Here is a 13,625-nt window from a genome sequence, read left to right on the forward strand (position 1 = left end):
GTTAACATCATGTAGTCACTTTGTCAAAAATGAAAGAAATTTGCTTGTCTAAACAGAAAAAAACTTGGTTAAATCTTTATAAATAAAAGGTTTAGCCAAGTTAATATTTTTATAATATTTCACACAATCATTCTGCAAGCTGATGTTCCGGGTAAAAAAAGTTTGTCATACGCTGTAGCGTATACTCATTTCCAATAAAATGAACGATATCCCCTGCCGTAAATTTAGCATAAGGTCCAGGTGAAACAAGTAGTTCTTCGTTATGAGAAATTGCGATAACTGTAGCACCAGTCGCCTGCCAGATATTCAACTCGCTAATCGAACGGTCCAGATGCATTGCTTTTTCTGATAAAGACAATTCAAACGGAAGTAACGGGTTCATCTTATGTATTCGCTTCGTTTGATTGACCAGCTGATCCAATAATTGAGAAAAATGATTCAGCTCATCTTGTTGCTTCTCCACACTCGCCATGATTTCTGCTTTTGTATCTTGGATAGATTGTACATCTTGATACTGCAATAGGAAATCTTTTGCTTTTTCTTTCGAGGCAACAAATGCCCCACTCCCATGCCGTACTTCCATGATCCCAAGATCTACCAGCACATTGATAGCCTTTCGGGTAGTCTCAGGAGAAGCATTGTACGTACTGGCAAGCGTTGAGCGAGCATGGATCTTCTCACCCACTTTATATCGGTTTTCAACGATACGTTCGGCTAAATCAACAGCAATCTGCTGATAGCGCGGGCGGACGATTTTTTTCTTTCCAGACATTTTCTTTCCTCTTTCTTTTTTTACTTTCCCTCATCTTACTATGCTCTAGCAAAATAAGCAAAAAAGGGGAGAACAGCCTCTTGCAACGACTGCTCATCGCTTGATCTGTTCCTTTTTTACTGGGCAAGCTGTTTGACAGTCATCACAATTCTTTCCGGATTTTAAACGAGTATAGACAATCGCTCCTGCACTTCCAAAGATTAATACACTTAATAAGAATGTCGCCATCCTATTCCTCTCCTTCTAATGACAATATAGTATAAAACTGGTTCTTGGATTTTGGCTGACGGAACAAAACATAAACGAGACCTATCATCAGTAAAATAGCAAGATACGTCCCTAAGGCTACCTGTCCACCTTCCAATAAGTGTCCCAACTGATAGATCACAAAACTAACTAAATAAGCTAAACCGCATTGATAGCCTATGGCGATCCAAGTCCATTTCTTGGCATTCATTTCCCGATGGATAGCCCCAATTGCCGCAAAACAAGGCGCACAAAGTAAATTGAAGGCTAACAATGAATAAGCTGCTGCGGGAGTATATGTGTGTTGTAGCACTTGCCAGATTTCTCTGCCATTTTCGGATACTTCCGCATGTCCAAACAAAATACCAAATGTGCCAATAATATTTTCTTTAGCAACTAATCCTGTAATCGCTGCGACAGTTCCTTGCCAATTCCCCCAACCAAGCGGCTGAAAAACAACAGCCAGGATTCGTCCGAAAAAGGCTAGGATACTTTGGTCTTCAGGAACAGGTTGAGCATAAAAATTATAAGAAGAGCTAAACCAGATCACGATACTAGAAACAAAGATAATCGTTCCTGCTTTTTTAACAAAAGACTTGCTGCGGTCATAGGTTTGTCTTAGGATCGTTGACCATTGAGGAAAATGATATGCAGGCAATTCCATGATAAACGGAGCTGTTTCTCCGGCAAACAAACGCGTTTTTTTCAAGCTGATTCCAGAGAAAATAATTGCAGTCATCCCAAGAAAATAGGCAGAAGGAGCTACCCAAGATTGGTGAGGAAAAAAGGCCCCTGCTACTAAGGCAATAATCGGCAACTTTGCAGAACAAGGCATGAATGTCGTGACCATGATCGTCAACCGACGATCTTGCTCGTTTTCAATCGTGCGAGTAGCCATGACGCCTGGTACGCCACATCCCGTGGCAATCAGCATAGGAATAAAGGATTTTCCTGAAAGCCCGAATTTCCGGAAAAGTCGATCCATGACAAAAGCGATCCTCGCCATATATCCGCAGTCTTCTAGAAAGCTCAAGCATAAAAACAATACGATCAATTGCGGTAAAAATCCTAATACTGCTCCCACGCCTGCAATGATGCCGTTCAAGATCAGCTCCTGCATCCATCCAGCTACTTGCCATTCAGCTAACAGTCTGCCAACATGTTCTGGTAGCCACGTTCCAAACAATGTATCATTGATCCAATCTGTCCCCATTGTTCCTACTGTTTGAATAGCCAAGTAATAAATCAGCCACATCACAAATGCAAAGATTGGCAAGGCTAACCAACGATTCGTTGCAATCTGATCGATTTTGTCACTCATCGATAATTGGAAAGAATCATTTGACACGACAGATAGTGCACATAATTGGGTAATAAATTCATAACGTTCATTGACTAGAATCGTTTCACTATCGTCATCCAATAGTTTCTCTGTCAACTGGATCAGTTGTTCGATTTCTTTTTGCTGAGAAATTGTTATCTCATCATCCTCATTCACCTTCTGATCTCTTTCAAAATATTTCATTGCATACCAGCGTTTCTTGCTGCTTTTTTCTCCTAGTACATCTTCAATTTCATGTAAAGCTGCTTCTAAACGCGAATCTTATGTACAGGGAACAGGAATAGAGGGCCGTTTTTTTGCAGACTCCTGAATCTTTTCGATTAATTTTTCGATTCCTTGCTTTTTCAATACGCTGATTGGTAAAACTGGTACACCAAGACCATAGGAAAGCTTTTCTAGGTTGATTTTTTTTCCTTCTTTTTTGATGACATCCATCATATTCAGACCAATGATCATAGGAATGTCTAAATCTAATAACTGCGTAGTTAAATATAGATTCCGCTCTAAATTGGTAGCATCAATAATGTTGATGATCAGTTCAGGCTGTTCATGAACCAAATAATCTCTTGCAATCACTTCTTCGGGTGTATAAGGAGACAAAGAATAGATGCCAGGTAGGTCTTGAATATGAATGTTCGGATTTTTTTTCAACGATCCTTCTTTTTTTTCTACTGTTACGCCCGGCCAATTCCCTACATATTGATTCGAACCAGTCAAGAGATTGAACAAGCTCGTTTTTCCGCTGTTTGGATTTCCGACTAACGCGATATTCATTCGTTTTCCTCCCTTTGTACCAAGACTAATTCAGCCTCTGACTTTCGTAACGTCAATTCATATCCTCGCACTGTCAGTTCGATTGGATCTCCTAGAGGGGCTAGTTTTCGGATGACTATTTTTACATTTCGCGTCAATCCCATATCCATCAACCGCCGCTTCACTGCGCCTTGTCCGTGGATGGCTACGACGATCCCAGTCTCTCCTGCTTTTAATTGATCAAGAGAAGTCCAGCTTTCAGAGGAAGCAGTCTTTTTATTGACAAAGATCTGACTTAGTATTTCCCGACTTACTGCCACTCGATGACTTTTTACCAGTAAAATGGCATTGTTGCCTGATAAATTGACGACGACGATTTTACTTCCGGCAACGACCCCAATATTTTGCAAATGGCGTTTTGTTTTTTCTTCTGTTTCGATTCGTTCGACTTGATAAACGAAGTTTTGCTTTGCCTGCGCTAAGGTCTGCATATTGATTCCTCTCTTGTGAAATAAATCATGTATTGAAATCATTCATTCTATGTTCTAGTTTTCTTACGTATTACGCAAATAAATGAGAATCATTCTCACATAGAATACTCTCGGTAATTGAGAATGTCAATTACACTTGTGATATTATGAGCGATTCTTTATTATTGATAGATAAAAATGAGAAAAAAATATTTCTTCATAGTTTTCCACAATTTTTTCTCTATTAGATTTGCTATTTTCCCACACGATACTTGTTTTCAGCTCTTTTTTCAAAAACACAAAACTTAGTATTCCACAGTTTCCACAACACAATATGTAGTGTTTGTTGTTTGACTTTTTTACTAAGAGTTTTATACTATCTATTATAGATAATAAGAATGTGTTTAGAGGAGGCACTCATTATGAACGTAAAAATCTTTTCTAAAAATAATTGTATGCAATGCAAGATGGTCAAACGTTTTTTAACAGAAAATCAAATTGCTTTTGAAGAAGTCAATATCGATGAACAACCGGAAGCAGTAGACTGGTTGAAAGCACAAGGATTCCAAAGTGTTCCTGTCATTACTTCCGATGCAGAAACAGTTATCGGATTCCGTCCTGATCAGTTGCGTAAACTTGCTAGCTAACATGACTAAAAGAATCAAAACAAGATACATGGATTTGAAGGGCTTGAGACAGCACCAGTTTTTGTCGCAAACTTCCAAATCCTTTTTTAAAGCTTAAAAACAATGCAATGATTTGCAATCAAGCATCATCAAATACGAAATGAAGGTTGGGCGTACGTATGAGTCTTAAAAATTTACAAGATGTCAGTTATTTCAAGCTGAATAATGAAATCAATCGACCAGTCAATGGTCAAATCCCTTTGAATAAGGATAAAGAAGCTTTGGCTGCCTTTTTTGAAGAAAATGTCAAACCAAATACGATGACTTTTCCATCTATTATGGAAAAAATCAATTACTTGATCGATCAAGAATATATAGAAGCAGAATTCATCCAATTATATTCACCATCATTTATTGAAAAGCTATATCAATTTTTGGACGAACAACATTTTTCTTTCAAATCTTTTATGGCTGCTTACAAATTTTATTCTCAATATGCGTTGAAAACCAACGACGGTTCCGCTTATCTGGAAACTTATGAAGATCGAGTAGCCTTCAATGCGCTTTACTTTGCAAACGGGGATGAAGAATTAGCACTTGCTCTTGCAGATGAAATGATTCATCAACGTTATCAGCCAGCTACACCTTCTTTCTTGAATGCTGGACGTAAACGTCGGGGCGAATTGGTGTCTTGTTTCTTGACTCAAGTCACTGACGATATGAACTCTATCGGGCGCTCAATCAACTCTGCTTTGCAATTGTCCCGTATTGGTGGCGGTGTGGGGATTACTTTATCAAATCTTCGTGAAGCCGGCGCTCCTATCAAAGGATACGAGGGTGCTGCGAGTGGTGTCGTTCCAGTCATGAAATTATTCGAAGATAGTTTCAGCTATTCTAATCAATTAGGTCAGCGTCAAGGAGCTGGTGTGGTTTATTTGAATGTGTTCCATCCAGACATTATTGCTTTCCTTTCAGCAAAAAAAGAAAATGCAGATGAAAAGATTCGCGTAAAAACTCTTTCTCTTGGTGTGATCGTACCTGATAAATTTTATGAATTGACACGCAAAAACGAAGATATGTATTTATTTAGTCCGTATAGTGTCGAAAAAGAATATGGTGTCCCATTCTCTTATGTAGATATTACAGCTGAGTATGATCATCTAGTTGCAAATCCAAACATTCGCAAACAAAAAATCAAAGCGCGTGATCTTGAAAATGAAATCTCAAAATTACAACAAGAATCTGGCTATCCTTACGTAATCAATATTGATACAGCGAACCGCGAGAATCCAATCGACGGTAAGATTATCATGAGTAATTTATGTTCAGAGATTTTACAAGTTCAAACGCCTTCTGTGATCAACGGCAAACAGGAGTATGAAGTATTAGGAACAGATATCTCATGTAACTTAGGTTCGACAAATATCGTGAATTTGATGCAAAGCCCTAACTTTGGTCAATCTGTGCGTACGATGACTCGTGCATTGACATTTATTACAGATGCATCTGATATCGATGTCGTACCACCGATCCAAAACGGAAATAATCTGAATCATACGATTGGATTAGGTGCCATGGGTCTACACACTTATCTTGCAAAAGAACAAATGGAATATGGCTCAGAGGATTCATTAGACTTTACAAATATTTACTTCATGCTGTTGAATTATTGGACACTTGTTGAAAGCAACAATATCGCTCGTGAAAGAAAACAAGTTTTCCATAATTTTGAAAAATCAGCTTATGCTGACGGCACTTATTTCGAAAAATACGTAACTGGAGAATTCCAGCCAAAATCAGAAAAAGTCAAAGCATTGTTTGAAGGGATTTTTATTCCAACTGCTGAAGATTGGAATGCCTTGAAACAAGCAGTAATGAAAGATGGGCTATATCACCAAAATCGCTTGGCAGTAGCACCAAATGGCTCGATTTCATATATCAATGATACGAGTGCAAGCATTCATCCTATCACTCGCATGATCGAAGAACGCCAAGAGAAGAAAATCGGTAAAATTTATTACCCAGCGCCTTATTTATCCAATGAGACGATTCCATATTACACTTCTGCTTATGATATGGACATGCGTAAAGTGATCGATGTTTATGCAACGGCACAACAACACGTCGATCAAGGCATGAGTTTGACTTTATTCATGCGTTCTGAAATCCCAGAAGGTATTTATGAATGGAAGACAACAACGAAGCAAACGACACGTGATTTGAATATTTTAAGACATTACGCTTTCCATAAAGGAATCAAATCCATTTATTATGTACGTACCTTTACTGATGATGCAGAAGAAATCGGAAGCAATCAATGTGAAAGCTGCGTGATCTAATATCATAGATAGATTCGCTTATTCATATTTTAATTAAAGGAGCATTCTCATGTCAGAAACATATTATGAAGCAATAAACTGGAATGAAATTGAAGATATCATTGATAAATCCACTTGGGAGAAGCTGACGGAGCAATTTTGGCTAGATACACGTATCCCACTTTCAAATGACCTAGATGATTGGCGCACATTGTCTCAATTGGAAAAAGATACAGTAGGACATGTATTCGGCGGTTTGACACTGCTGGATACTGTCCAATCTGAAAGCGGTATGGATCAGTTGCGTAAAGATGTCCGCACTCCCCATGAAGAAGCCGTTTTGAACAATATCCAATTCATGGAATCCGTTCATGCCAAAAGTTATTCTTCTATTTTTAGTACACTGAACACGAAAAAAGAAATCGAAGAAATTTTTGACTGGACGAATACGAATCCTTATCTGCAAAAAAAAGCTGAGCGTATCAATGAAATCTACAAACACGGTACACCGCTAGAAAAGAAAATTGCCAGCGTCTTTTTAGAAACATTCTTGTTCTATTCAGGTTTTTATACTCCTCTTTATTATTTAGGAAACAACAAATTGGCAAACGTAGCAGAGATCATCAAACTAATCATCCGAGATGAATCGGTACATGGAACCTACATCGGTTACAAATTCCAATTAGGTTTCAACGAATTGCCTGAAGCAGAACAAGAAACGTTGAAAGACTGGATGTACAATCTTCTTTATGAGCTTTATGAAAACGAAGAACGTTATACAGAAGAATTATACGATCCAATCGGTTGGACAGAAGAAGTCAAAACATTCCTACGCTATAATGCCAACAAAGCATTGATGAACCTAGGGATGGATCCACTCTTCCCAGATACTGCCAATGATGTCAACCCAATCGTAATGAACGGGATTTCAACAGGCACAAGCAACCATGACTTCTTCTCACAAGTCGGAAACGGCTATTTGTTAGGTCATGTAGAAGCGATGAAAGATGACGATTATTTGATTGGATTGGAATAAGGAAAAAAATTACGCACAAGAATAGAATATTCTTGTGCGCTTTTTTTATTCCACGACAATTTGTTTTTGTGTATCCGATGTTTGCGAAAAATCAATAGTAAAGCGACCCATCTGCTCATCATAGGTAATTCCTTCACTCATGCTTCGAATAGCTTCAAAATCATTTGGTAATTCAATTGTTATTTTCGTCTTTGTATGAGCAAGATCAGCAAACGTATAACTTTTTTCTTGTTCGTTTATTTTCTTTAATACAGAAAGTGGTTTATCTGTTTTTAATCCATCTAATTCTCCACCAGTATTATCCCAAAAATTGATACCCAAATAACCGGATTCTTTTACTTTTACTGCTTGAATTTTTGGAGTATTTTGAAGAATAGTAACTGGTTCTTTTTCTGCATATTCTTTTAATCCTTTTTCGTTCACTCCTGGTAATATCACATATGCATAAGCTTCATTGATTGGATGTTTTCCATGATTGATCAAAAACTTCCGATAACTTCCATGATAAACTTCATCACTAGGAAATGATTCGTTGATTTCCCTATAAGTACCTTGCCGTTCTTCACTTATCACTTGTACTGTTTCTTTCTCAGGAAAATAATAACCGATCGATGTTTCTGGTTGACTTGATTGTAACAATAACCATTCTTTTTCACTTTGTTCGATTGGCTGGGTAACTTCTCCTGTTTCTGTTATAACTTTATAAGTAAACTGATCGTTTAATAAACGATTATCTATAATCGTTTCAATAGACGCATTTGTGTTACCGGTAATTCCCGAACCAAGCGCAATCAATTGATCGTCAAGCACAAACCACGATTTTTTCCCTTTGACATCCATTGGCAAAACTGCCCCATTATTCTTTGTTCCAGTTTTATTTAGAGCCATACCTACCACTGCCTGACCTTCATTTGATACACCGCCAACGGCTTTCTCATTTGATCGCACAGTCGTAAAAGAAGAGATTTCATCTTTTAAAGGGACTGTATCGACCGTTGTTCCTGGCAATCGATAAGGATCGACAGTCGGCCAATAGCTTTTACCGAATTGTACATCATCCTCATTATATAAGTAGACCATCCCATCCGATGTATGCCAGCCACGTTTGTTTTCTTTATTTCCTGCTTCAAAAGAAGAGATACGGTTCGAATACATACTGATTCCTACCATATACTTACTGGTACGCTGAACAAAACGATCCATTTTATGATACATTTTTGTCCCTATGAATGGTAAATCCTTCCCTAAAATCGTCTGGTCTTCTAATAAGGATAGTGTCATGACCAGATCATTATAATCTCTTACATTCGTTATATAATACGAAGGGTTCAATTGCATCCAATATTTGACTGCTTCTTTTAGTTCCTTTTGCTTATCTTCTGGTGCAAATTTTGAAACAATCAATAAATTATACATCGTTGAAGACCCGTATCCTACCTTCGTCTTTGAAGGCGCACGTGAAATAGCGCGTCCATTCACCATGGGAAGCATTTCACCTTGGTAAATCAAAGGAATAAAGGCCTTCTCTACATTTTCTACGAAAGCGTGAATGTCATCAGAAGCTGCTGTATAAGAAGTCCCATCCACAATCGTAAAAATCTGTCCGACTCCTTTGATTAGTACATTCCCGTAAGAACCTGTATAAGGAATATCATTATGCTGGATAAAGGAACCATCTGCGTAAAACCCATCTCCACTTGTCACGAGTTGAAAAACATCTTTGATCCCATTCACTGCTTGATGGATTTTTGTGGCATCTTTTTGTAAAATACCTACTCCTAAAACAGTCAATGATAAGTCTGTTCGATTGGCACCAGTCGTTGAAAAGTTAGGGATAAATGCAAGGTCTACAAATGAATCTTGTGGTTTAGTATATAATTGCTGGAATGGATCAGGTACATATTGATTTAAAATAGCTGTATATTGTTGGATTTTTTCACTGGATAGCTCTTGGTGCAACAGTAGAAGGATATTCACAAATTTTTGTGGGATACCAATTTGCCAATCCCACCAATTTCCATAATACTTTTTCCCATCATATCCTTTTTTGGTAATCATAAAATCGATTCCCTCTTTAATTGCTGCAGCAACCTCTGGCTGTTGATAAAGTGTTGTCCCTTTTGTTTTATAGGCATAAGTAAGTTTCTGGAGTTTCGTAAATTGTGTCGTCAAATCTGCTGAAGAAGTATTTCCCGATTCAAGTGGCCATAGATAGGTCCGGTCAGGTGATTGATCCAATGTTTGATATAAATTTTCCGCTTCTTTTGATAACGCTTCTATATATGCTCTTAATGACTCATTTTCCGGACTTTCTTTTTCAAAGACAAGTTGACTTTTCCATCGTTCTTCCATCTTTTGAAATTCATCTTCCTCGGCAAAGGTTGATATACTCATTCCAAATAAACTAATTAAACTAAGCATACTCATCAAAAGAATCCTTTTACCCAAACCTTTTTTCTCCATCTTTGTTCCCTCTTTCTCATCAGATTGTATGAATATACAGAGGCTAAAATCACATTTATCTTAGTGAATGAGAAAACCGCTTAGCCTCTACTTTTTGGACAAATGTGTGAACGGACGTATCTCACTTTTCCTTTTAAGCTAAAATACCAACCGCACTTAATGCAATGGAAAGAATCAAAATGATCCAGATTACTCGTGTGGAATTTAATTTCTTTTGTCCCAACATCCAATAAGTTAATAAAACAAGTAACACTGGAACAAGAGAGGGTAAAATAGCGTCTAATGTATCTTGGATAACTAATTCCACACCATCTTTTTTATAAACAAATGGGACCGTTGCCTTTACCACGGAAGGAATCAAAGCACCAATTACCGTGACACCTAAAACTGTTGCGGCATTAGTGAATGCAGATAATTTGTTTTTCAAAGTTGTGACAAGTTTGACTCCTTGTTTGTATCCTAATGGTAATAACGCAGCCCGTCCAAATAATAAAGCGAGATTCGCGATGACCCAAATCACACACCCAACAATTGAGCCGCTTTGAGCTAATGTTCCTGCAATCGAGCCAAAAATCGTTCCCCAAATCACATGGAACAATGAATCACCTACGCCAGCAAGAGAACCCATTAAAGCTGTTTTTAAGGCAATGATTGTGTCTTTTGCTTTGTAACCATCTTCTTCTTCGATTGCCACATCAATCCCCATGATTAAATTTCCGAAAATCGCGTTGGTATTGAAGAATTGATTATGTGTACGCATCATGTCCTGTAATTGTGATTCGTCATTACCATAGAATTTTTTCAACACTGGTAATATCCCATATAAATAGCCAGAACTCATCATTCGTTCATAGTTCCAGTTCAGCTGACTTCCTAAAATATAGCGCCAACTAATCGCATTCAGCTCTTGTTTTGTTAATTTCTGGTTATTCATCCCCATCATATCCTCCTTCAAATGTTCCATTATTTGTGGCTGTCACTGTCGGATGTTCTGCTTTTTCACTATCTTTTTTAAATACAATAATTGCAGCAATCACACCGACGATTGAGATACCAAGCATTGGCACTTGTAAATAAGCGGCTAAAAAGAAACCCAATAGTAAATAAGGAATATATTGTTTTGTTGGAAGGTAATGCAACAAGATTCCCACACCAACGACTGGTAACACCCCACCAGCAGTTTTTAGTCCATTCATCAACCATTCTGGTGTATTTTCTGTGATCGTTGAAACAGCAGCATCACCGACTAAAAGCATCAATAAAATCGGAATGGCTCGTGATAATCCCCAAAGAAAAGAGCCAGATAAGACTAATCGCGGTATACGATTGATTTTCATATCATCAATTGCTCTATCTACACGATGCAAGAGATAAACATTACAAAAGCGAGCGACTACATCAAGTTGCAACATCAATAAAGATACTGGAACAGCCAATCCTATACCATACTCTGCACCTTTCCCAGAGATAACCGCAAATACTGTTCCCAAGACGGCTCCTGTGAAATAATCAGGAACTGATGCCCCACCGAAAGCCGCAATCCCTAGTCTCATTAGTTGCAATGTACCTCCAACCATCAATCCTGTTTTCAAGTCTCCCATGATCATTCCTGAAATCATACCTGCGATGGCTGGTTGTGTTAATGTATTTGAAATAAGCGAATCATTGATTGCAATAAAAGCATAAACCGTAATAAGAATAATTTGATACGCTGCTAAGTGCATACTTTCTTCCTCCTCATTTTTGTTTAATTTCTCAGTTTATCCATGAAGTCAATAACTGGATCATTTGGTACCAATTGAGCGGTTACATTTATATCCATTGCTGCAATTGATTCGAACACATCAATTTCTTCTTCTAATACTTTGATACTTTTGGTTATGTCTTTTGACCCCTCTTTATAACTCATATTTCCAACATTTACGTGTGTTAGCTTTCCTCCAGCTTTCAAATAACGTAAGACATCTGTTGGATTTTTGAATACTAGGAATAGACGCTGTTTTCCATACTTTCCTGAACGTATATTTTTCGCAGCAGATTCAACCGACAAAACTGAAAGTCTCATCGATGTAGGCGCTGCCATTCTTAAGGAAGATTTTTGTAACGAATCTGCTGCTGCTTCATCGTTGATCACAATGATTCGCTGTGTGTGCAAACTGGGCGCCCAGATGCCCGCAACTTGTCCATGAATCAAACGCTCGTCTATCCTGACATTCACGATATTTTCTTTTCCTTTATATGCCTCATACAATTGGCTATTATCCATTGGTAGGCTTGGTTCTTTTTCGATTTCTGTTTGTTCCATTTTTTGCTTCACATCAACAATGCCAGTTGTTGCTGCTTGGATCAATTCTTTTACCGTAGCAGTTGAATTCAACGTTGCTTCTATGACTAATGGTAAAGACATCCCTGCAATAATTTCTACATTTTCTGATTCTAGATAGTTGCTTAATGCTACATTACATGGCGTACCACCTAAAAGATCTGCAATAATCAAGGATGAGCCGTTAAGGGCTTTCATTTTTTTTAATAATTCTTTTTCGAATTGCCGATTGTCCCCATCAGGCGTCAACGCAACGACATGAACATGATCTTGCTTTCCGACGATCATTTCTAGACTTGCCTTGACGCCTTCAGCCATACTGCCATGACTAATCAATATAATATTCTGCATCACTTTTCCTCCCCAAAAATAAAATCTCACTTAACATATTATCTTTTGTACAAGCACACTATAACATAGTTTATCTCATTCGTAAACCTAACATCTTAACATATTATGTTTTTTATTTCTGTACAATTATCTGAAAAGGATCAGCATACAAAAAAGGTAAGAGGCAAAAGTAGCTCTTAAACTTTTGCCTCTTACCTTTTTAACTATTTCCTTACTCTATACTTTTTCCAGTTGTTTCCTCATAGTCTCTTTTCATGATGGCCCATGATGTCTCAATGTCTTCGTCTAAACCAAATAATCCACTACGTCCGATGATATAGATATCTGGTCCGGCATGATCAATTCGCTTAAATGATTTTCGATTCGAAGATCCGTCCATTTCGATCAAATAATGATATCCCTTTTCTTGACGAAGTTTTCTTAAATCAACGATTTTATCTAATGTGCTTTCGATGAAGCGCTGCCCAGCAAAACCGGGATCGACTGTCATGATGGTGATTTTATCCACTAAATCAATATAAGGGAACATTGTTTCAATAGGTGTTTCAGGATTTAATACGACTCCTGCTTTTAACCCTGCATCATGGATCTGATCGATCAATCGAAAGGCTAGCCCGTCTAAACATTCGACATGCATACAAATCCATTCGCATTTTTGTGAAATCAATTGATTCACCCAAAAACTTTGGTCTGTGACCATTAAATGGGCAGACATTGGTAATTGACTGATTTTTCGTACTTCCTCAATGAACCATGGAGACAGTGTCAGATTAGGTACATAATGTCCATCCATGATATCGATATGATAAGAATCGACATGCTGATTCAAAAACTCAATTTGTTCTTTAAATTTATCTAGATCCATCGTCATTAAAGACGGTGAGAACAAAACTTTACTCATATATAAGACTCCTTTATTTAAAAA

At 37.7% G+C, this 13,625-nt stretch carries 11 protein-coding genes and 1 pseudogene; 3 read left to right on the forward strand and 9 right to left on the reverse strand.

Annotated features, from left to right (window positions below; translation table 11 throughout):
- Positions 1-127: 127 nt before the first annotated feature.
- The 4 genes and pseudogenes from IGJ53_RS11765 to IGJ53_RS11780 all read right to left on the reverse strand — a co-directional run bounded on the left by IGJ53_RS11765 (position 128) and on the right by IGJ53_RS11780 (position 3,604).
- The gene (locus IGJ53_RS11765; RefSeq protein ID WP_002287801.1) at positions 128-772 is read right to left on the reverse strand and encodes a GntR family transcriptional regulator; all 645 of its coding nucleotides are present in this window, start codon (positions 770-772) and stop codon (positions 128-130) included.
- 93 nt (positions 773-865) lie between these two features.
- Positions 866-1,000 (reverse strand): hypothetical protein, encoded by a 135-nt coding sequence (locus IGJ53_RS11770; protein ID WP_002290587.1) that lies wholly within the window; start codon positions 998-1,000, stop codon positions 866-868.
- A gap of 1 nt (position 1,001) precedes the next feature.
- A pseudogene (gene feoB / locus IGJ53_RS11775) lies at positions 1,002-3,134 on the reverse strand (ferrous iron transport protein B).
- Entirely contained in the window at positions 3,131-3,604 is a 474-nt protein-coding gene (locus IGJ53_RS11780; RefSeq protein WP_259742212.1) for a FeoA family protein, read from the reverse strand. The pseudogene feoB and the gene IGJ53_RS11780 overlap by 4 nt, the downstream one beginning before the upstream one ends.
- Before the next feature lie 401 nt (positions 3,605-4,005).
- Between IGJ53_RS11780 and nrdH the strand changes: the two genes are divergently transcribed.
- The 3 genes from nrdH to nrdF all read left to right on the forward strand — a co-directional run bounded on the left by nrdH (position 4,006) and on the right by nrdF (position 7,563).
- Positions 4,006-4,230, forward strand: coding sequence for a glutaredoxin-like protein NrdH (gene nrdH, locus IGJ53_RS11785; protein ID WP_002287795.1), 225 nt, complete (start codon positions 4,006-4,008; stop codon positions 4,228-4,230).
- 158 nt (positions 4,231-4,388) lie between these two features.
- The gene (gene nrdE / locus IGJ53_RS11790) at positions 4,389-6,548 is read left to right on the forward strand and encodes a class 1b ribonucleoside-diphosphate reductase subunit alpha (protein ID WP_010732901.1); all 2,160 of its coding nucleotides are present in this window, start codon (positions 4,389-4,391) and stop codon (positions 6,546-6,548) included.
- Between the two features lie 49 nt (positions 6,549-6,597).
- The gene (nrdF, locus tag IGJ53_RS11795; protein ID WP_002287792.1) at positions 6,598-7,563 is read left to right on the forward strand and encodes a class 1b ribonucleoside-diphosphate reductase subunit beta; all 966 of its coding nucleotides are present in this window, start codon (positions 6,598-6,600) and stop codon (positions 7,561-7,563) included.
- Positions 7,564-7,608: 45 nt separating this feature from the next.
- Here nrdF and IGJ53_RS11800 read toward each other — a convergent pair whose 3' ends face one another.
- From IGJ53_RS11800 to alsE, 5 genes are all read right to left on the reverse strand, one after another.
- Positions 7,609-10,026: a polysaccharide lyase 8 family protein gene (locus IGJ53_RS11800; RefSeq protein ID WP_010732900.1), complete on the reverse strand. Its 2,418-nt coding sequence runs from the start codon at positions 10,024-10,026 to the stop codon at positions 7,609-7,611.
- A gap of 133 nt (positions 10,027-10,159) precedes the next feature.
- Complete coding sequence (locus IGJ53_RS11805; RefSeq protein ID WP_010732899.1) at positions 10,160-10,966, reverse strand: PTS system mannose/fructose/sorbose family transporter subunit IID; 807 nt, start codon at positions 10,964-10,966, stop codon at positions 10,160-10,162.
- Positions 10,953-11,750: a PTS mannose/fructose/sorbose/N-acetylgalactosamine transporter subunit IIC gene (locus IGJ53_RS11810; protein WP_002341162.1), complete on the reverse strand. Its 798-nt coding sequence runs from the start codon at positions 11,748-11,750 to the stop codon at positions 10,953-10,955. Before IGJ53_RS11810 ends, IGJ53_RS11805 begins: the two co-directional genes overlap by 14 nt.
- Positions 11,751-11,773: 23 nt before the next feature.
- Entirely contained in the window at positions 11,774-12,700 is a 927-nt protein-coding gene (locus IGJ53_RS11815; RefSeq protein ID WP_002374862.1) for a PTS mannose/fructose/sorbose transporter subunit IIAB, read from the reverse strand.
- Positions 12,701-12,911: 211 nt separating this feature from the next.
- Positions 12,912-13,601, reverse strand: a complete 690-nt coding sequence (gene alsE / locus IGJ53_RS11820) for a D-allulose 6-phosphate 3-epimerase (RefSeq protein ID WP_010732897.1) — start codon at positions 13,599-13,601, stop codon at positions 12,912-12,914.
- Between the last annotated feature and the right edge of the window lie 24 nt (positions 13,602-13,625).

It is taken from the genome of Enterococcus sp. DIV1283b (assembly GCF_051710965.1).
In the GTDB taxonomy this organism is placed as follows: domain Bacteria; phylum Bacillota; class Bacilli; order Lactobacillales; family Enterococcaceae; genus Enterococcus_B; species Enterococcus_B lactis.

Excerpts from the sequence above, each read along its gene's own strand:
- IGJ53_RS11770 (WP_002290587.1), bottom strand. The coding sequence starts at position 1,000 with ATGGCGACATTCTTATTAAGTGTATTAATCTTTGGAAGTGCAGGAGCG.
- IGJ53_RS11815 (WP_002374862.1), bottom strand. The coding sequence starts at position 12,700 with ATGCAGAATATTATATTGATTAGTCATGGCAGTATGGCTGAAGGCGTC.
- IGJ53_RS11805 (WP_010732899.1), bottom strand. The coding sequence starts at position 10,966 with ATGGGGATGAATAACCAGAAATTAACAAAACAAGAGCTGAATGCGATT.
- IGJ53_RS11810 (WP_002341162.1), bottom strand. The coding sequence starts at position 11,750 with ATGCACTTAGCAGCGTATCAAATTATTCTTATTACGGTTTATGCTTTT.
- IGJ53_RS11765 (WP_002287801.1), bottom strand. The coding sequence starts at position 772 with ATGTCTGGAAAGAAAAAAATCGTCCGCCCGCGCTATCAGCAGATTGCT.
- nrdF (WP_002287792.1), top strand. The coding sequence starts at position 6,598 with ATGTCAGAAACATATTATGAAGCAATAAACTGGAATGAAATTGAAGAT.
- nrdH (WP_002287795.1), top strand. The coding sequence starts at position 4,006 with ATGAACGTAAAAATCTTTTCTAAAAATAATTGTATGCAATGCAAGATG.
- IGJ53_RS11800 (WP_010732900.1), bottom strand. The coding sequence starts at position 10,026 with ATGGAGAAAAAAGGTTTGGGTAAAAGGATTCTTTTGATGAGTATGCTT.
- nrdE (WP_010732901.1), top strand. The coding sequence starts at position 4,389 with ATGAGTCTTAAAAATTTACAAGATGTCAGTTATTTCAAGCTGAATAAT.
- IGJ53_RS11780 (WP_259742212.1), bottom strand. The coding sequence starts at position 3,604 with ATGCAGACCTTAGCGCAGGCAAAGCAAAACTTCGTTTATCAAGTCGAA.
- alsE (WP_010732897.1), bottom strand. The coding sequence starts at position 13,601 with ATGAGTAAAGTTTTGTTCTCACCGTCTTTAATGACGATGGATCTAGAT.